This window comes from Photobacterium sp. HL06, assembly GCF_059552575.1.
In genome coordinates this window covers 1,112,750-1,131,128 of record NZ_CM183914.1, presented here as the reverse complement: position 1 = coordinate 1,131,128, position 18,379 = coordinate 1,112,750, and the positions used below count along the sequence as shown (strand labels likewise).

Annotated in this window: 14 protein-coding genes and 2 pseudogenes; 9 read left to right on the top strand and 7 right to left on the bottom strand. The window is 43.6% G+C overall.

What is annotated here, in order from left to right; all coding sequences use genetic code 11:
* The first annotated feature begins 258 nt into the window (after positions 1-258).
* A complete protein-coding gene (locus AC51G0_RS05580) occupies positions 259-2,727 on the top strand; it encodes an ATP-dependent Clp protease ATP-binding subunit (RefSeq protein WP_496301063.1) in 2,469 nt (822 codons plus the stop codon).
* A 3-nt stretch (positions 2,728-2,730) separates the two neighbouring features.
* Here AC51G0_RS05580 and AC51G0_RS05575 read toward each other — a convergent pair whose 3' ends face one another.
* The 4 genes from AC51G0_RS05575 to AC51G0_RS05560 all read right to left on the bottom strand — a co-directional run bounded on the left by AC51G0_RS05575 (position 2,731) and on the right by AC51G0_RS05560 (position 6,063).
* Positions 2,731-4,017, bottom strand: a complete 1,287-nt coding sequence (locus AC51G0_RS05575) for a hypothetical protein (protein ID WP_496301062.1) — start codon at positions 4,015-4,017, stop codon at positions 2,731-2,733.
* A complete protein-coding gene (locus AC51G0_RS05570; RefSeq protein WP_496301061.1) occupies positions 3,998-4,276 on the bottom strand; it encodes a DUF2249 domain-containing protein in 279 nt (92 codons plus the stop codon). Before AC51G0_RS05570 ends, AC51G0_RS05575 begins: the two co-directional genes overlap by 20 nt.
* A 17-nt stretch (positions 4,277-4,293) precedes the next feature.
* Positions 4,294-4,743 (bottom strand): hemerythrin domain-containing protein, encoded by a 450-nt coding sequence (locus tag AC51G0_RS05565; protein WP_496301060.1) that lies wholly within the window; start codon positions 4,741-4,743, stop codon positions 4,294-4,296.
* 153 nt (positions 4,744-4,896) lie between these two features.
* Complete coding sequence (locus AC51G0_RS05560) at positions 4,897-6,063, bottom strand: Acg family FMN-binding oxidoreductase (RefSeq protein ID WP_496301059.1); 1,167 nt, start codon at positions 6,061-6,063, stop codon at positions 4,897-4,899.
* Between the two features lie 89 nt (positions 6,064-6,152).
* On the opposite strand from AC51G0_RS05560, the gene AC51G0_RS05555 reads away from it, so the two are divergent.
* Complete coding sequence (locus tag AC51G0_RS05555) at positions 6,153-6,602, top strand: MarR family winged helix-turn-helix transcriptional regulator (protein WP_496301058.1); 450 nt, start codon at positions 6,153-6,155, stop codon at positions 6,600-6,602.
* A gap of 46 nt (positions 6,603-6,648) precedes the next feature.
* Here AC51G0_RS05555 and AC51G0_RS05550 read toward each other — a convergent pair whose 3' ends face one another.
* Together AC51G0_RS05550 and AC51G0_RS05545 are read right to left on the bottom strand one after the other, a co-directional pair.
* Complete coding sequence (locus AC51G0_RS05550) at positions 6,649-9,084, bottom strand: PAS domain-containing hybrid sensor histidine kinase/response regulator (protein ID WP_496301057.1); 2,436 nt, start codon at positions 9,082-9,084, stop codon at positions 6,649-6,651.
* Positions 9,081-10,094 carry a cytochrome-c peroxidase gene (locus AC51G0_RS05545; protein WP_496301056.1) on the bottom strand — a complete coding sequence of 338 codons (1,014 nt, stop codon included), beginning with the start codon at positions 10,092-10,094 and terminating at the stop codon, positions 9,081-9,083. Before AC51G0_RS05545 ends, AC51G0_RS05550 begins: the two co-directional genes overlap by 4 nt.
* A gap of 1,191 nt (positions 10,095-11,285) precedes the next feature.
* Between AC51G0_RS05545 and AC51G0_RS05540 the strand changes: the two genes are divergently transcribed.
* A complete protein-coding gene (locus AC51G0_RS05540) occupies positions 11,286-12,149 on the top strand; it encodes a hypothetical protein (protein ID WP_496301055.1) in 864 nt (287 codons plus the stop codon).
* Positions 12,150-12,251: 102 nt separating this feature from the next.
* Here the strand turns inward: AC51G0_RS05540 and AC51G0_RS05535 are convergent.
* A pseudogene (locus AC51G0_RS05535) lies at positions 12,252-12,500 on the bottom strand (transposase); the annotation flags it as partial.
* Positions 12,501-12,579: 79 nt separating this feature from the next.
* Here AC51G0_RS05535 and AC51G0_RS05530 point away from each other — a divergent pair.
* The 6 genes and pseudogenes from AC51G0_RS05530 to AC51G0_RS05505 form a co-directional block, all read left to right on the top strand.
* A pseudogene (locus tag AC51G0_RS05530) lies at positions 12,580-12,865 on the top strand (transposase); the annotation flags it as partial.
* 369 nt (positions 12,866-13,234) lie between these two features.
* A complete protein-coding gene (locus tag AC51G0_RS05525) occupies positions 13,235-13,477 on the top strand; it encodes a hypothetical protein (RefSeq protein ID WP_496301875.1) in 243 nt (80 codons plus the stop codon).
* A gap of 450 nt (positions 13,478-13,927) precedes the next feature.
* On the top strand, positions 13,928-14,953 hold the full coding sequence (locus AC51G0_RS05520; RefSeq protein WP_496301054.1) for a CBASS cGAMP-activated phospholipase: 1,026 nt from the start codon (positions 13,928-13,930) through the stop codon (positions 14,951-14,953).
* Positions 14,950-16,206 (top strand): CBASS cGAMP synthase, encoded by a 1,257-nt coding sequence (locus tag AC51G0_RS05515; protein WP_496301053.1) that lies wholly within the window; start codon positions 14,950-14,952, stop codon positions 16,204-16,206. Before AC51G0_RS05520 ends, AC51G0_RS05515 begins: the two co-directional genes overlap by 4 nt.
* Positions 16,203-17,918, top strand: a complete 1,716-nt coding sequence (locus AC51G0_RS05510) for a ThiF family adenylyltransferase (RefSeq protein WP_496301052.1) — start codon at positions 16,203-16,205, stop codon at positions 17,916-17,918. The genes AC51G0_RS05515 and AC51G0_RS05510 overlap by 4 nt, the downstream gene beginning before the upstream one ends.
* Positions 17,906-18,370 carry a Mov34/MPN/PAD-1 family protein gene (locus tag AC51G0_RS05505; RefSeq protein ID WP_496301051.1) on the top strand — a complete coding sequence of 155 codons (465 nt, stop codon included), beginning with the start codon at positions 17,906-17,908 and terminating at the stop codon, positions 18,368-18,370. Before AC51G0_RS05510 ends, AC51G0_RS05505 begins: the two co-directional genes overlap by 13 nt.
* Positions 18,371-18,379: the final 9 nt, after the last annotated feature.

Genomic DNA, 18,379 nt, shown 5'->3' with positions numbered 1-18,379 from the left:
ATCACGGCTAACAATATCCCTAGAGCAGGCCATGGATAAAGCTGAGCTCATCGGCAGGCCTGCCCTATTATTGCTATCAACTACAGAATTCATCACAGCCCTTGATTGTAGCAATCGGAGCCAATGCTCACTCTAAAACGAGGCTAAGTATAAAAAAGCACCTGCAGGTAAGATGTTAGGTCTATATTTTTAAAACATAAGGTTAAAGGTATAGCCAACCAAATTTTTCTATTGTCTTTGCAGCTCATGGGCCTAACTATGTTTCAGCAATACGTTCACCAAAGTACCCAGAAAGTTCACGAAATCCTACAGCTAGCGGTTAATGAACTGATCAGCCTGCATTTGTATACACTGACTTCGGATTTCATCCTGCTGGGGCTATTGCTTCAGGACAAATCTGAGGCCCTGGATATACTGGCCTCCTTACTGCCTGATCATGCCACCAAACGCAAAGCCATGATGGATCAGATCTACCAGCAACATCCCCCGCAGCAAAACGTCAATATTGAAAAGATAACAACCGCAACGGATGCCGACAAAGCCCTAGAGCTTGCCAGCCAGGAAGCCAACCGTATTGGCGACACTTATATCGGATCAGCTGTCCTATTGATCGCATTGCTTGACGATGCATCCGGCTCGGCAGCCAAGGTCCTTAAAATTATCGGCTTAAACCAGGATCAAGTGCGGGCAGAGTTACTGAAAAAACGTGAAGGCAATATTTTAACGACAGCCGATGCCGAAAGCCGGGTTAACGTATTGAAAGAATTTACTGTCGACCTGACCGAAATGGCCCTCAAAGGTGAGCTTGATCCTGTTATCGGCCGCGAAGATGAAATGCGACGGGTTATCCAGACCCTTTCCCGACGTAAGAAAAATAACCCGGTACTGATCGGTGAAGCCGGTGTCGGCAAAACCGTCATCGTCGAAGGTATCGCCCAACGCATGGCCGAAGCCGATGTTCCCGAAACGCTGCTTAACAAACGGATCTTGTCATTGGACATGGCACAAATCATCGCAGGCTCGAATATGCGGGGTGAGTTCGAGCAGCGACTGATTAGTGTTCGTGATGCAATTATTGAAGCTGAAGGCCACATCATTCTATTTATTGATGAGCTTCATAGCGTTGTCGGAACCGGTTCAACCCCAGGGGGACTGGATGCCCCCTCACTGCTCAAAACCGCACTGGCAAAAGGCAGCCTGCAAGTCATCGGTGCTGATACCCTTGATGAATACCGTAAGTATGTAGAATCAGACAAAGCGCTCGAGCGGCGTTTTCAGCCTATTGTGGTTAAAGAGCCCAGTATAGAAGAAACGGTACAAATTCTTGAAGGCCTATCCTCCCGATACGAACAGCACCACCAAATCAGTTATGACAGCGAAGCGCTACAAGCGGCTGCGCGCTTATCTGAGCGCTACATCGCCGATCGCTGCCTGCCGGACAAAGCCGTTGATTTAATCGATGAGGCAGGTGCCCGCAAGCGGCTGCAGTTTATCGCCATGCCCACCGAATTACGTAAACTGGAAAAAAAGCGTCAGGCGCTTCTCGGTAAAAAACAGGCGGCCTTTGATCAGCAGGACTATCAGACCGCCGCCACGCACCAAATGGAATTGAGTTCAATATTGGAAGAGCTCAATACCGAACGACAGGCTTGGCAGAAAACCACCACCAATGCGAAAAAGGTTGTCGCGACGGAGGATATTGCCGAAGTTGTGGCCAAATGGACCGGGATCCCGGTGGCACGAATGGTTGAATCAGAGGCTGATAAACTTGGCAATATGGAAGCTAACTTGCATAAGCGCATTGCCGGGCAAGATGATGCTATTACCGCCGTCTCTCATGCGATCCGCCGCAACCGAGCCGGCATTTCTGAAACCAAACGCCCCATCGGCTCCTTCCTTTTTCTGGGCCCGACCGGTTCAGGTAAAACGGCACTGGCAAAGGCGCTTACCGAGTTCCTGCTCGATGATGAATCTCGTATTATCCAGCTTGATATGTCTGAGTATATGGAGCGCCACGAAGTGTCAAAAATGATCGGGGCACCTCCTGGCTATATCGGTTATGGCGAAGGCGGCCAGCTTACTGAAAAAGTTCGCCGTAATCCCTACTCGGTTGTGCTACTCGATGAGATTGAAAAGGCCCATCCGGATGTCTTTAACATGCTGCTGCAGATCCTTGAAGATGGGCACCTGACCGATGCCCAGGGGCGGAAAGTCTCGTTCCGCAATACCGTGATCATCGGTACCTCAAATCTGGGGGTTGAGACCCTTGGCCCCGAGCGCAAGCAAATCGGCTTTATGTCTTCGGTCACACCTAGCTATGAAGAGGCTAAACGCAATGTCTTGCAGGAAGTAAAGCGCTTCTTCAAACCTGAGTTCTTAAATCGCCTCGATGACATCATCGTCTTTCACTTTCTTGAACGAAACCATGTTTTACTGATTGCCCATATGATGATTGCCGAGCTGCAAATACGGTTACAGGAAAAAGCGATCACCCTAAATGTCGATGAAGCCGTGATCGACAAATTAGCAACAGATGGGTTTGACATCAACTTTGGCGCCCGCCCCTTGCGGCGTGAGATAGAGAAACAGCTGGAGAACCCCTTGGCCGCCTACCTGATCAACCAAAGCGACAATACCCAATGTATTGTCGATGTGAGCCTGGAAGGCAAAGTCATCTGCTTCCAGGTCAATGGCGAAACAATCATCAAAGGCCAAGCCAATCAATAGGCATTAGCTCTCCAGCATCTCCCGATGGACTTTCCGGTAAGTAATACTGGCCGAGGCGATGTTATAACCGATCCACAGCCAATTTAGCATCATAAGCAGGCCAATACTCGCTGTGACTGGAGGGTAACAGAATGAGGCTACAATGCTCGCCATGCCAAGCAGGTATAACCGGAACTGGATCTTAATTTTCTGCCGACTGATCAAGCTGTAGTGATCAGGCAGCAGCATCATTGCATTTGGTTTACTCATCGCAATGGGCTGAAGGTGCAAACTGATCAAAAATGGCACTATCTTTAGCAACATTCCCTGGATCACGCCAAGCACAAAACCCATACCGATCAGAAGTGCAATGACAACTTCTACCCTTCCCTGCTGCTGGATAGGGATTAACGGCAAGATGATCATCAGCAGACAACCGCCGATCAGGCTTGCAAACGCCCATTGCCAATAATTAACCACAACATCAGGAAGTTTACGTTTCCGGTTTCGAAGTCGGCTCACACCTACTATGGCATACAAGATACCAACAGCGGCAATCAGGGCACTGCTGTAATAGAGGCTAAACTGTAACAACGTTGCCAAAGCGATGGAAACAAGCCCAACGACCAACATCAAAGGCAGAGCAATACGCCAATAGCGAGGAAACTCAGGCGTGACATGGAACATCGGAATAACCTGAAAGCTGACGGCCATGATCAACAATAATACCCAACCGAAAATTCCAGTGCCCGCATGAAGGTGGGTCAGGTTCTTGCCTGGAACTGGATGATAGCCCCAAAGGTAACCTGCCAATAGCATCAATCCAGCCAGTAAAACAATGCCTAACGCCACTACCGCCAGCATAATAGGCATGCGCGTCTGCTGACCTGCCGCCTGGCGGATCAACACAACCAGCAATGAAACGATGAAGTAACCCAAGCTCAGCGCCAAGAGAACGAAACTGGCGCCAAAGGTGGGCCAACCAAAAAAGCCGGCACTCAAAGCCAGGGTGCCGAGCACCAGGCCTGTTTGCATCAAAACTAAAGGCACAGGAGGGATTTTAATCGGGGCCCCACATAAAACCGGCATGATTTGAAATAGCGAACCGATCATAATCATTGCCATCATTCCAATAGCAACGAGATGGGTGATCGCCAAAGAGGCAGGTAACCAGCGCCCTAGCCATATATAGTCGCCCTGCCATACCAGCAACAGTGAAGCAATCACAGCAAAAACCGGCGCTGTCAGATAAAAGCGCAGCGGTACATCCAGCCGAGGGATCTCTTCGAAGTTAAGTCCTGTCAGTCTCATCGCTATATCTCATCAGACGGTTATAAGCCTGCTCATCACCTTGATGCCAAATCCAGATATGGTGGTTGCCTTCACTTTCTTCGCGATGGCGGTAGTCAAACTGCTGCTGAGTAAGAATCGTAAACAGGGGAACGGGTTCGCGCCTATGTTTGACGTGCAGCAGCTGGCCCTGCTGCAAGTTGGTAAGCGTCTGGCAGATCTCCTGCATCGGCAGGGGAGGCTCAAGCTCACTGACATCCAGGGTGATGATGGCATCCATAAGATCTGCTTCCTCGTTTAAGCTTGAGTAGCGTTCGGCTTTGCTTCCATCTGGGCAACAAGCTCTTTGCCGTTGGCCAGGTGAGCATCCGACATTGGATAGAGGATTTGCTCTTCTTTCATATTATGCTGCTGAATGAGTAACATCGTACTTTCAACAATACCCATTGCGCGGTCAGTGGCCTGCTCGCTAATGGCTTGCTGCATCTGGCTGAAAAGGGCGCGAACCTGAGCATGTTCTTGGCGCATGATCATGGTTGGGCCTGAGGTCATGCCCGTTTGCGCCTCAAACTCAGGAAATAGGATCTCTTCTTCCAGATCAAAGTGGTGCAAGGTTTCGGCTTCGAACTGACCCCATGCGCTGCTAAATTCAGCCCAGTTGCCTTCAGCCAATGGACCTTCTGCCTCAACAAGCAGATCATCACAACTTCTGTGATGTTGGGTCATAAAATCATGAATGATAGCCATATGCACCTCGCGTCATATTGATAAATAACTACAAAAAGTAATGTTTTATTGTTTGACCGATCCTACACCACAAAAGGTGCATTTGAAAAGTACCTTTTGTGGTTATCCATACAAGCTTGATCAATATCAGCATATACAATCGAAATAGTAGGGTCAGATGATAATGTCACTAACCTCCCTTCGCGGAGATAAAGGGGTTGCCGATGTTTTGCCCAAACGAAATAACATCTGTACCGTATCTGGCTCTGGAATATCAAAACGTGTCTTGAAGCTTTGCTGCAAGGCCTGCATATCTTCATACTCCTCAAGTATTTGACTCAACGGGTGCATAGCCACCCCCATCGAGGTTGCCAGCAAATTTAACCGGGTATAAAGCCTGCCTATTTCTACCTGAGTCTTACGGCTATTATCCTGGCTTGATATCCAGCCATAATTTTGCGTGCTTGAGGTCACTTTCTCGACAAGTTTCACCCCCTCTTTTCCAAATGAGGCAGGATCTTTATAGGATTGCTCCCTAGTAACAAAGAAGTTTTCGGCAACAATCTTCTTTATCCCTGTCACACCATTCTGAGCTAAACCAAAGCCATCTCGATGCTCGGCAATTTCTTGGTCATTAAATCTGAACATCGCCAGGGTTTCTAAATTACGCAGAGCATTCTGCTCTTCTATCGACATCGCCTCGGTCAGCATGATCCCTAATTCTGCTGTATCTTGCTTTTTGCTTAGCAGGGCTATTGGGAAGCCTGCCTCACTCGCCATATGCTCTAGCGCTGACATTTCTTCACGGTTTAACGCCGAAGAAGTATAGGATTGCTTAGCACTTTGACGCACTGGCAGATAAGCGAACAACGGATCGGGCTTTTTCTCTTTCATCTCAATCAAAGTGATTTTTGCTACCGGTTTGAACTCGAGGGCTTGGTTGCCATACTCACCTTGCGGGAAGTAATCGACTTCAGCATGGATACCAAAATACGATGCAGCAATAACCAAGCTTTCAATGAAAGTCCCCTGCCCGGTGTGGATCTGACGGTGGTACGGGTCTGTTTCTGGTAATAACCTCTCTTCATCAACATAGAGCAAGATTGAATTTTGACCAGAAAAAGCGACTTTCCACGGCTGTTTATTATGAGGGTTAGGGCAAAGCATGCCATAGCTTATTAAGGTTTTACGAATATCATCATATTGATGGTTTGGCCGTATCTGTTGTGCTGGCTGGCCATTTCCCCTCACATGACTTCCTGTGAAGGTTCCAATGACGGGCACCGCTGCTGTAATCACAACCCCTGTTCCTATCACTTTAATGAATTGACGTCTATCCATCGCTATCACCCCTTCCAATACCCTGCTAAAATACATTCCATGGAATAAATATACATTCCCAGGAATGTAACACAAGGTGTTTAGGAACAATGACTCACAATAAAAACGAACTGGCATTTAAATTATTGAAATCATTAGAAATAACAAATCAGCTGAGTACATCGAAAATATCCAAGGCCTTGCAGCCCCTCAACCTCAGCTACTCTCAATTTTCGTTATTGAATCATTTCTCTAATGATCCCGAGCAAGAAGCCACGGTTAGCCAGCTAGCCAATTCAATGCAAATGAACCAGCCCGGGATCACCAAAATTGTTAACAAGCTGACAGAAATGGGCCTGCTTGACGTTCGGAAAGATCCTCAGGACGCGAGGAAAAAGTGGGTTAAAATCAACAAAATGGGACTGAAAAAGCTCTCACAGGCTCAATCTGGTGTCATGAATGACATTACTGATTGTTTTACCCACTGGGATCTAGATGAGCTAGAGAATATGCTACAACACGCAAACAAACTCCAAGCCTGGTTTGATAACAACAGATAGGATTGAGCCATTGTTATTACCTAAACATCAAGTATGCAAAATAGCTTTATGATCCATGAGTAGTGCCATTTGGAGTCCGCTTGTCATTGCTTGAGACCGCACTGCTAACCAATTGGTTTTGATAAAGTTGCAATGCATCAATGAAGCTCTCTTTTTGTAGTGGCTTAGTCAGTACATGGTTAGCACCAGCACGAATAAAGCTGTCATGCGATTCCTTGAACACATCCGCAGTACAACCAAAAATAACCGTGTTCAGTTTTAACTCATCACGGATTATTTTGGTGGCCGTAACCCCGTCCATTTCGGGCATATGGTTATCCATAATGATCAAGTCAAAGCGCTGTTGTTTGAGCACCTCCATGGCGTCGACCCCATTATCCGCTAATGACACATTGTGTCCTTGCTTCTGGCAAAATGTTTTTGTCACCAATGCGTTGATTCGATTATCTTCCACAATGAGAATTGATAGTGCCTGACTGATGGCTTGTTGGCTGAGCGAATGTTTAGCCTGTACTTTTTTAGGAATAGCTGTCGCCGCTTCCAATTCGATATCAATAAAGAAGGCTGTCCCTGCGCCGATTTCGCTTTGCACAGACACCCGACCGCCCATCAACGCCACTAACTGTTTTACGATAGCTAACCCTAACCCTGTGCCACCGAACTCCCTCGTGGTCGAAGATTCAGCTTGAACAAACGGATCAAAGATATGCTGCAATCGATCCTGGGAAATACCCACACCCGAGTCTTTTATCACAATTGAAATCAAAGATTTGTTTGATTGAGCGGGCTTCACATCATTTAATACGTTTTCAGGGGATTGATACTCTGAAAAAATAAGCGTGATATCACCTTGCGGGGTGAATTTAACAGCATTGCTTAATAGATTAAATATTACCTGACGAATACGGGCTTTATCTCCACTGTAGGCCTTCTCTCTTGGAATGCTATTTTCAATCACTAACTGAATACCTTTGTCATCACATAACGCTTTATATGTCGAAAGTATTGGCGAAATAATATCTTCAAATTGAAAAGGAATTGACTCCAACTCCAATTTGTTTTGCTCTATTTTCGAGAAGTCAAGAATGTCATTGAGCAGAGAAAGTAAGTGGTTACCGGATTCAATAAGAATATTTAACTGTTCTTTTTGTATTTCATCCTCTGCCGAGTTTTCAATAATTTGTGCCATGCCCATAATGCCATTTAACGGCGTTCTTAATTCATGGCTCATGGTCGCAAGGAAGGTTGACTTTGCCTTATTGGATGATTCTGCCTGCTCTACACTGAGCTCAAGGCTTTGCTCCAACTCTCTTCGTTTGGTGACATCACGTTCAACCGCAATGAAATTAATCGCCTCGCCATTTTCATTAAAAATTGGAGTGATAATCATATCAATCCAATATGATGTGCCGTCTTTATGATAATTTAACAGCTCAGTTTGGATACTCTGGCTATGTAGCAAACTCTCGGAAATACGCTCTTTCTCATTTTGATCGGTCTCCTCTCCTTGTAGCAGATCACCAGGCTTAATCCCTACAGCCTCATCAAACGAGTAGCCAGTTAACTCTTCAAACCCCTTATTGACCCAAGTCGTCAGCCCGTCTTTATCGGTGATAATAATCGTGTCTTGGGCGTACTCTAGTACCAAGTTCAACTTGGAACGTTCTTGTTCAATATCAAGCAGCACTTCTTTGTAAGCCGTTGATTGTTTATGGTTATTCCATTGCCGCCAGAAAAAATAGGCACCCAGTGCCAACAGCAGGCATAAAGCAGACAGCGTGGCCTCGACTTTGTTTTTTGCAGACCGCTCTATCCAATAGTTATTTACTGTATCTAGCTTAAGTTGGATGTGCTCTTTAGTAAGGGTTAATTGTTCTGCTTGAATCGCCGAACCCACCCGTTCTTGAAGAGAGACATAGCTCTCGAGGGCATCGAACATTGGATCACGAGCCAGTACCTCGGGGACAGTTATGCTCGTTGATGGCAGATGAACAGATTGTAAAATTGCAACCTGTTCTATGGGAGCTACGTATTTAGCAAGCAACGAACCTTGGATATTAGAGATCGTACGCGACGCATACTCATAGGAAACTTTGGAGCTCAATATTGAATTAACCGTATGGGTAAAATCTCGAATATCCAGGCTAATGAGTCTAGCCTGCTCCACCGCATCAGCATTAACAACTGCAACTAACTCTAATGGCTGAATGCGTGATTGACGCAAGTTGTTAAAGATAGATTCAGCACTGAGCTCTATTTCAACAAGCGTTGCAGCCAGCGTATCGTAAGTTTTGGTTTGGGCATATTCAAAGTTGTAGATTTGTTCATTTGCATGAATTACCTTCTGCGAGATACCTAAATACTCTTTCTGATAATACGAGCTGACGTAACTACAATAGATGCTGAAGATTAAATGGATACCAGCTAAGGTAATAAGCCCGATGATAGTAAACTCGCGTTTTGGTGTATATTGCATATTCATTGGGTTAAATCCTCCAAGATACGAGGATTAGGGGCGCTGAGCGATGAAAGAAATGCACTAATTTCGACAATTGTCGTCGCATCCAGCTCCTGCCCTAACTGAAGCTTTGCCATTGTAACAATGGCATCTTCTAAGGTTGCCGCCCGGCCGTCATGAAAATAAGGCGGCGTTTTCTCAACGTTCCTCAGGCTTGCGACCCGAAATACAAACTTGTCATTCTCATTTCCAGTCACATTGTATCGACCGAGATCTTGCTCACTACTGATCAACCTATCTTCTTGAAAATTACCCAGCTTCTGAAATAAATTCCCACCGATATTTTGACCTTGATGGCAGATAACACACCCCAAACTTTGAAATTTCTCCCAACCTCGCAGGGCAGTTGGGCTCAGTGCATCGTGGTTACCTTGCAGGTACTGATCAAATGGCGCGCCAGGCGTAACAAGGGCTTGCATGAACGTCACCAAGGCATGCTTGATATTGTGCTCTGAAACCACGCCATTAAATACTTCACTGAATAGTTCATTATAGGCTGGAGCACCTTGCACATAGCTCACCACGTCATGCCAGTTAGTATTCATCTCCAGTGGACCATGAATCGGTCCATCGATTTGATGCTCTAAACTGGCAGCTCTGCCATCCCAATAAAAGCGCGAGTTCAAACTGACATTAAACACCGTGGGAGAGTTTCTCGTTCCAGCACCTGATACACCAACAGAAACTCGCGTCCTCTCGGCACCATTGTCATCAATATGATGGCAGGAATCACAACTCGCTTTTCCATCGGATGCCAGGTTGGGGTCGACAAAAAGCGCATAGCCCAGCTTCACCACCTGCAGATCATCAATACGAGCAGGCTCGACAGGAGAGACAACAAAATCACTAGCATCATGAGAGTGTTCAGCCTTCGCGTGCCGTTCATTGTTTAGTAAAACGGAGAAATGGAAATACACGCCAACAGACGCGAGAAGAGCAATGGAGATCCCCCATCCATAGAGTGTCAACCGCATACAAAATCCATTTTGACTACTAAACATATCACCAGTATGGGTTATGTGTTGCATATTTGAAAGGACTAACTAAAAACCAAGATATGACCCTAAAGAATGATTTACCAACAGTTTTTGCCAGGCTAGCTACTGAGCAACAGCAGAACATTCGATAATGCTTTAATGTAGCGGAGTGCTACGGATATGGTGGATTTGAACTCTAGATTATTAAAACGTAAAAGCCCCCTGCATTTTTGCCGGGATGCGCAGTCTAGGGCTTCTTCAAATGTGGCGGAGCGTTCTGGGTATGACTGATTGAACCCTAGATTACCAAATACGAAAAAGCCCCAGCATTTTTGCTGGGGCTTTTTCAAATGTGGCGGAGAGATAGGGATTTGAACCCTACCCTAGTAACAAAAAACCAAAAAAAACCGTTTTAAATCAACACATAACTAAATTAGCTGTAGGTAAATACAAGCAATTGAAATATACAATTGACTCTAGTTACTACCCATCATGATGTCAACACTTGAATGATGACTATTGGGGTATTAATAAGTTCAGACTCATAATTTATAGTTGGAAAACATATACCCCACACCTCTTCAGCTATACAACAAAGATTTCTATCATCCATCATCTTGAAGCAAATTTATTAGTATCAAATTAATCTTTAGTATCGTTATAGTTCTCCTATCAATCAGCCATTCATCCATCAAAATATTCAAAACAGCAATGAAGCTAACAACACATACGCAACATAACTACCAAGATAATTACATCAAACAATGAGCCATTTATACTTAATCAATTAGTTTTATAATCAATGGTTTTACCTATCATCAAAAGATAGTTTCAAACAAGATATTTTTTACAATATAAAAGATTTAAGTTGAATTTTATTAAACCATAGAGATACAGCTTGACTTTTCAGTCTGCCTCATTATTATTGGCTGCGAGTTAACAACTGGTTAACATACTATTGTAATATTAAATAAAATGTCAATAAATAAAGTTTGTAAACTTCCTGACCTTAATGAATACTCTAATCGTCCTATGATAGTTATCAGGTTAATAGATAGATTAATTCGGAAGGAAGAGTTATATAAAACAGAGGTAAAGTTATTGATTTTATGCTCTGATTTCAGAATATCCAACTTAACTTATATATCAAATGTTTTGAGTGACCAGGTTTGTGAAATACACTCATCAATGTCAGACAAGCAACTAATTGAAATCAAAAGATCATGGCTTAATGGTAATATAAATACTCTAATATCAATAAGAAAGTTAATTGATTTAAGTCATGACTTTCATGGAAAGCTATTTGTTGTATTCGCTAATAACAACATACCAAAAAACTTTAAAGAAAAGGTGTTTTCAAAATATAAAGATGCTAGATTCTTTTTTGCGGATTTTAACACTGAGGAACTAACAGAAGTTACAAACAAAGAATATTTTAATACTGATCACACACAAAAATGTAACGATGATTTTGATACAAGGATTCATGATTTATTTCTAGGTAGGTTTGATTTTATTACTAAATTTAATGATGAAAACCCACGACCTATTGATATTGAACATAGACTTGCGATCTCGGCTTATAAAATCGATGAAAAATCTAAAACTCATAAATTCAGTACAAATGTTCGACTTGAGCTACATGAGCAATCAGAAAAAAAGTACAGCTATAACAATGTCATACAATTAAATCCCGATGATTTCTACAATTGCATAAATCTAGCTTTACGCATAAAAAGAGGGCCGCATTTTTTCTTGTTGAAATGCAGAAATTTAATTGACAAACCACACATTGATTTTATTCCTTTCATTTGTAAACAAAGAGTGAAAAAATTAATGGAAGGAATATTCGATAGCAATGACATATCAAACGACAACAAATTAAAAAAGCTTAAGTCTCTAATGAAAAACTTAAACAAAGAGTGGGAATTAATTCAAAGAACCCCACTATTTATTGACGACTCGCTTATTTTTTCGAAAGAACAAGAAATAGTTAGCATGATATTTAAAATACCTAAAAATAGAGCCGCATCTCTTGATAACCCACACTAGAACTTAATAATACATATGAAGAACATACAAAAAAAACACCATTATATCTCAGACGTATTATTCATCTATTTACATCACTATTAGTGAGGGAGTTATATCAGACTACCATATACTTAAACGACTTAAAGATGCAGGCTTGAGCACTTGAAAATTATCGTTGATTCGAGACACTAGTGAGCCTGCAATCTCCGGGAGAGTCACATCAAAAAAATGGTGAAAATCATCTCGAAATTCACGCTTTGATGCAAAATACTGGTTATTCCTTACGTATTCATTCATCACCTTCCTGAGCCGTTCTATCGGATTCAAGTTGAGACTGTATGGCGGAAGATAATGTAACTCAATATTAGCTTTATTAATGACTAAATCATAATGAACTATCTTCTACTATCACGATCTGATCTAACACACTCGGCACTAGACATGATATATGAGCAAAGCAACTTACCGAACTCACAACTGGAAAAATATAACCAAGCCCTTGTCAACCGAGGCTCACTCACCTTTTGGGTCGATGAAGTGGCTATTGCAGTCTGGAACTGATCAGTTCACCATGGACAACGAGGCGAGGTTTCCAACATTCTGACACGACAATAACGACCTCGCTTATGGTAAAGAGTATCTTCTGCTTATCACTTCGTTCTCTGCAAGGTTTCATGGACTACGTTTTTACTTTAATGAATGTCCCGTTAAAGCGCCCAAATTACAGCAGTATTATTCAAACGACGAGTCTGGAGAAAATTACACATTGCCGTTGAGCCGGTACACATCAAATTGTCGGGCCAAACTGTCTCTCTCTAATGTCGCTGACCTGGAGAATCCCCACAAAATTATATTGTAAATATCTGCTTTTAGTATGATTTCTAGCCTTGTGAATTCGAACTAAGATATTGATTTGTCAGTGACTTGTTAAGTGTCTTAGTATCACGCATCTTGTTTTCATTCTTTTGTTTTTGTGGTGAATCCAATAGATCTGAAGGCAGGGTGCGTGTCTACTTATTGAGCAGTAAAGGAATTTTGTGGGGATTCCTTAGGTCGCTGACGACGAAGCACAGCCAGAACTACTTAAGCAAACTCATCAAGAAATTAAGACCATATCGGGTGACGGAGCCTATGATTCTCATCGGTGCTATCAAGCCATCATGAGCAAAAAAGCCAAGACGCCGATACAACTGAGAACAGGTATAAAATATTGGAAGATGTACATCCTAGAAATCATGCTGTCACTAACCAACGAATTCATGACCGTAATAAACATTGGAAAGCCACTTCAGGTTATCACTCTCGCTCATTATCCGAGACAGGTATGTCATGTTATAAAAGACTGATAAACCCCTTACTGTCGATGAGAGATTATGATAAACAAGCAGCAGAATCATACGCAAAAATCTGAGAAATAAATAAGCTCACAAGGCTCAGTATGCCTGAAACATCACGAACCGGATAATTTCCCACCAGCCAAGGTTAGCTCTGTCAGTTTATCGATTTGCTCTACAGAGCCCAATACGTTTTCTTCTGATAAAGAGTGTTACGCAAATTTTTGAGATTTAGTAGAAATTTCTTAAGGCTCGCTTTCGGTAAAAAGTGTATGTGATAAGTTTACCTGTAACCGTACCATAGCAAATCAAAGAGCTGGCTCTATTTTTTTAAGACTCTTACCAGAAACCATTTCTTTGTTGTCACTAATTACTCTCTGCGCTAAAAGTGCAAATCAGTCTATTTATCTAGGCATGGTAGTTGGGATAAGATGACTCATCTTACAATTCCAGGGGTTGCATATGTCGAAATCTCACTCAAAACGATTTCAAATTCTTTCTCTTTCAGGCGGTGGTGTTCGTGGTCTCTACACTATTACTGTTTTAGCAGAGTTGGAAGCCAAGCTTGCTGGCAATGATGAAAGCTACAGCATTGCTCAACACTTTGATTTGATAGCTGGTACTTCAATTGGTGGGATTTTGGCTGTCGGCCTTGCTTCGGGGAAAATGAACGCCCGTCAATTGAAACAGTTATTGGATGAGAATCGAAAGACCATCTTCCCTCCGTCTCGGATCCCAGGGTTTAAGTTTTTAAAGCGTCTGTTTATGCCAATTTACGACCCTACTCCCTTACAGGCCTTATTAAAGCAACATTTAGGGGATATCAAACTGCACCAATTCCCTACTCGTCTGATTGTACCGGTTGTCAATGGGAGCACAGGTAAGCCTTCTGTCTTTAAAACACCGCATACTCCCGGAATAGATGCAGACGGTGTGCTCTGCGCAGTTGATGTAGCGATGGCTACCAGCGCCGCGCCAACTTTCTTTCCTGCACACAAGGTGCCCTCAAGCGATCCATCTTTGTATTTTGACGGCGGATTGTTTGCAAACTCTCCGTGTTTTTGTGCCTATCATGAAGCGACTCACCCAAGATTCATCAGTGCACCAGTTTCTGATATTTACCTTTTGCAAATAGGTACCTTAGGTGCTCAGTACAAGATGCCTCTTAAGAGTGAAGGTAAAACTGGTTACCTTACAGGTTGGAAGGCAGGAAAAAACCTGATCGAGCTGGTCTTATCCTCCAATGAGATTTGGCACGAATATATGGCAGGTCACTACATGTCTAAAGATCGATACATAACTCTGGATGAAGACGTAGGTGATTTAAAAATCGACTTGGATGATGCTAGCGACTCATCCGCTGATAGGTTGAAAAGTTTTGGGTGGGGACTTTACCGGGATGCATGGGGTAGAAAAGAAGTTAAAGAATTTTTTCATCACCAAGCTCCGTCATGGAACACGCTCATAATAGGAGAAAGTGCCGCATGAAATATGACATAAGTAGTCTACTCAACCATGGCGAAAAAGGTCTTATCGCCAACATTACAGTTTCATCTGATCGGCTTGAAGAGTTAAAACAGGTTCGCTCCGAGGTGAGGCATGAAATTAAAGAAGTGTTTAAGGCACTCGATAAAGCCTTCGTTAAAGATGGATATGGGCGTGCTATTTACCAGAAACAGTCTCAGCTTGACCACGTAGAAAAGCAATTATTGTCCCTTAACTCAGAGCAAAAGCACGCACTGGCGGGATTAGAGCCCCGATTTTATAGCCAAGGCTCATTTGTTTACGGCACCCTAAATAAGCCTTGTTGCCATGGCCAACAGATTGATGTTGATGATGGTGTATACCTACCACTTGAAGATCTTAAGGACACGCCTCAAATTTCCAATAAGCTGTTTTTCGATATTGTCGATCGCACGTTAGAAGAGTTAGCAGTAAGAAAGCCCGGATGGAAGTCCGCTAAGAAGAACACTTGTGTACGAATCGTCATCGCTGAAGACGCTCATATCGATGTTCCGCTTTATGCTATTCCAAGAGTACGTTATGCCATGATCATGGAATCAATGGATAGTAAATCGGTTGCCGTGAACATTGAAAAAGCCGGTCGTTCAGCAATGCTAAACAAGGATGAAATCCATCTGGCTATTCGTGAACCGTGTACGTGGAAACAAAGTGACCCCATGATTATACGCCAATGGTTTAAAACCAAAGTAGAATACCATGGTGAGATTCTTCGTCGTGTCTGTCGTTATCTTAAGGCTTGGCGGGATTATACGTGGCCCGATGGCGGCGGACCAAGCTCCATTGCATTAATGGCCTGTGTATCAACATCATTTGATGACGCAGTGATCATGCGTAAAGATCGATTCAAAAGTAATGATGATGGTACTGCGCTGCTGGCCTGCGTTGACCGTTTAGCACAACAGCTCAAAGATGGGGTCGCCAACCCTGCTGAGCCGGATAATGATGAACAACTACATCCACGTCAAAATATGGATAAGGATGAACGTAATGATATTGTCTTCAAGGCTGAAAACTTGGCACAACAAATCAATGCAGCGGCCGAGGGAAGTAATCTATCTGCTGTTTTTGAGAGTTTAAGAGCCGCTTTCGGTGACCGAATTCCAGTTGAACCAGATTTGGTAACCCGATATTCGGCAGTCGCCGCAGTTGCCGCAGTTGCCGCAGCAACCCCTATTGTGCAAGCCACTCCGGCGCAAGTTAATTCGGAGGCAGGGTGATCGAGCATCTCCATGACATTGAGACCGTGCTATTGCAGCATGGTTTCATTCAGAAGACCATTAATCAAAAAAAGTCTCCGGAGCCATTAGTTACTTATTATCGTGAATATAAAACGAAAGTTGGAGCGGTTGCTGTTTATATTTTTCAAAGCGGGATTACTCTGCTTGAGCCACCGGTTATCTATGTTCATAGGTGCCCAGATAACCTTAAGCATGTCCGTTTACCTCACCTTATGAGTGACGGTTCGCTGTGTTTGTTCGACCGTAATACGCATTTGCTGGATCCATTGGATCCAATGGCATTCTATGCTGCGGTAGCTGAGAAAATAGAGCAGATAATAAAGCTTTGGGAAAGCGGCAATTATGATGATGATTTTGCTCATGAGTTTTCCAATTATTGGTGTTCTAACCGCACGTGTTTTCAAGTAGCCGAAGAGAATGAACAGGTCTCTAAGCTCTATGAGTATTCATGGCGAGGCCTTGACAATCAGGTTGCGCAGGAATTGGTAGTTGCTGATAACGAATCACAAGCGAAGAGTTGGGCGCTACGCCGCGGTGGAGATTCAGTTAGTTTTGTTTCAAACACTTTAGTTATCAACATGACCAAGCCAATGCAGGTTGATTACGATCGTACTTGGCCACCTGAGGGGCTAGGACCACTGTTAAATTGGCTCGAATGGGCAGATCCTCCGGCATTAGACTCTCTATTGTCGAAATTACGAAATAAAGCGCAATCGAAACGCTTTTCTGTTCTATTTAAATATGGTTCAGAGTCAGTGGGTGTCAGGTTTCACCTGGAACCAGCAGCAAGCAGAGTGTTGAAACGTGCAGGGGGACGTTGCAAGCGAAACAAGGTGAGTAAAATTGACCTAATCACTGCCCTGAGTAAGCCAGAGAACGTTTCAAATTTTGATCGGTTGTGGATTGATATGGCCACTCAGTCGTATCTCGTTAGCCGTAATGCGGTGCAAGCTTTACCACCATTAGCAGGAAAGCGTATCGCTTTAATAGGTTGCGGTACCGTTGGTGGTCATACAGCTACCCCTTTGGTGCATGCGGGCGCTGGTGCCAATGATGGTGAGCTCGTTTTATTTGATAGTGACGTTTTAGGTTTGCGTTCTGGGAATATAGGTCGGCATATCCTTGGGGCGCGTTATCTGTCCATTCCAAAGTCTGATGCAATCAAACACTATTTAGATGAGCAAGGCTATGGTGCGAAGATTCAGGCTAAGAGGTGCTTTACACGCGATCATCTCGAGCATAATTGGGATCTTATTATCGATGCTACAGGGGATCGTCCTTTTTCTTTAACTCTGGCCCAGTGGTATCGGAAGTGTGAAAACTCCAGTCAAGCAGTTCTTGTTCATGGTTGGGTGGCAGGATTTGGGCATGCAGTACGTGCTTTACGAGATAATGGGCAAGGTGCCTGCTACGCGTGCCAATATGTGTATAGCGGCAGCCTCGCTAAACCACGATATCCTGTTTTTCCCTCAGGAAAGGAGCCAAAGCTACCTTTCCGGCGTTCATGTGGCGAAAACCATCTTCCTTACGGTACGGAATTATCAATGGCAGCAGCTTCTATGATCCTGCAATTAACTACGCATGTTGAAAAGGGCCCTAATTACCTACAAAGAACAATGTCATCAAAGGCAAGATTGTTAAAAGATGTTGCTTTAACACAACGAAAAGACTGTCCAGCATGTCGCCACTAGTTTTAGATTTACCAGATCGGGCTCACATAATTATTGAACCAAATGTTTTAGCAGTTATGGCGCGTTATCGACAAACGAACAGCAATAGCACTGAAGCTGGTGGAATTTTAATCGGTCAGTATCGCGGACATCACCTCCATATAGAGAACGCCACACCACCAGGTCCAAATGACCGACGTTCACGATGCCATTTTAGTCGACGTTGCCGAAGCCACTGGGATATAGCGAGTGATACTTGGAAAAAATCCGGACAGTACAGTACTTTTATTGGTGATTGGCATACTCATCCAGAGGACTATCCCTATCCATCTATGCTGGATAGGGAGGAGTGGGTGAAAAACATGCCTCAAGGTAGAGTCATGCTCTTGGTTATTGAAGGCCGGTGTGGACGTTGGATTGGCCTTGTCTCTAACCGTGAGATAACGAGTTTAGATAATATAAGTTATAGATAAGAAATACCA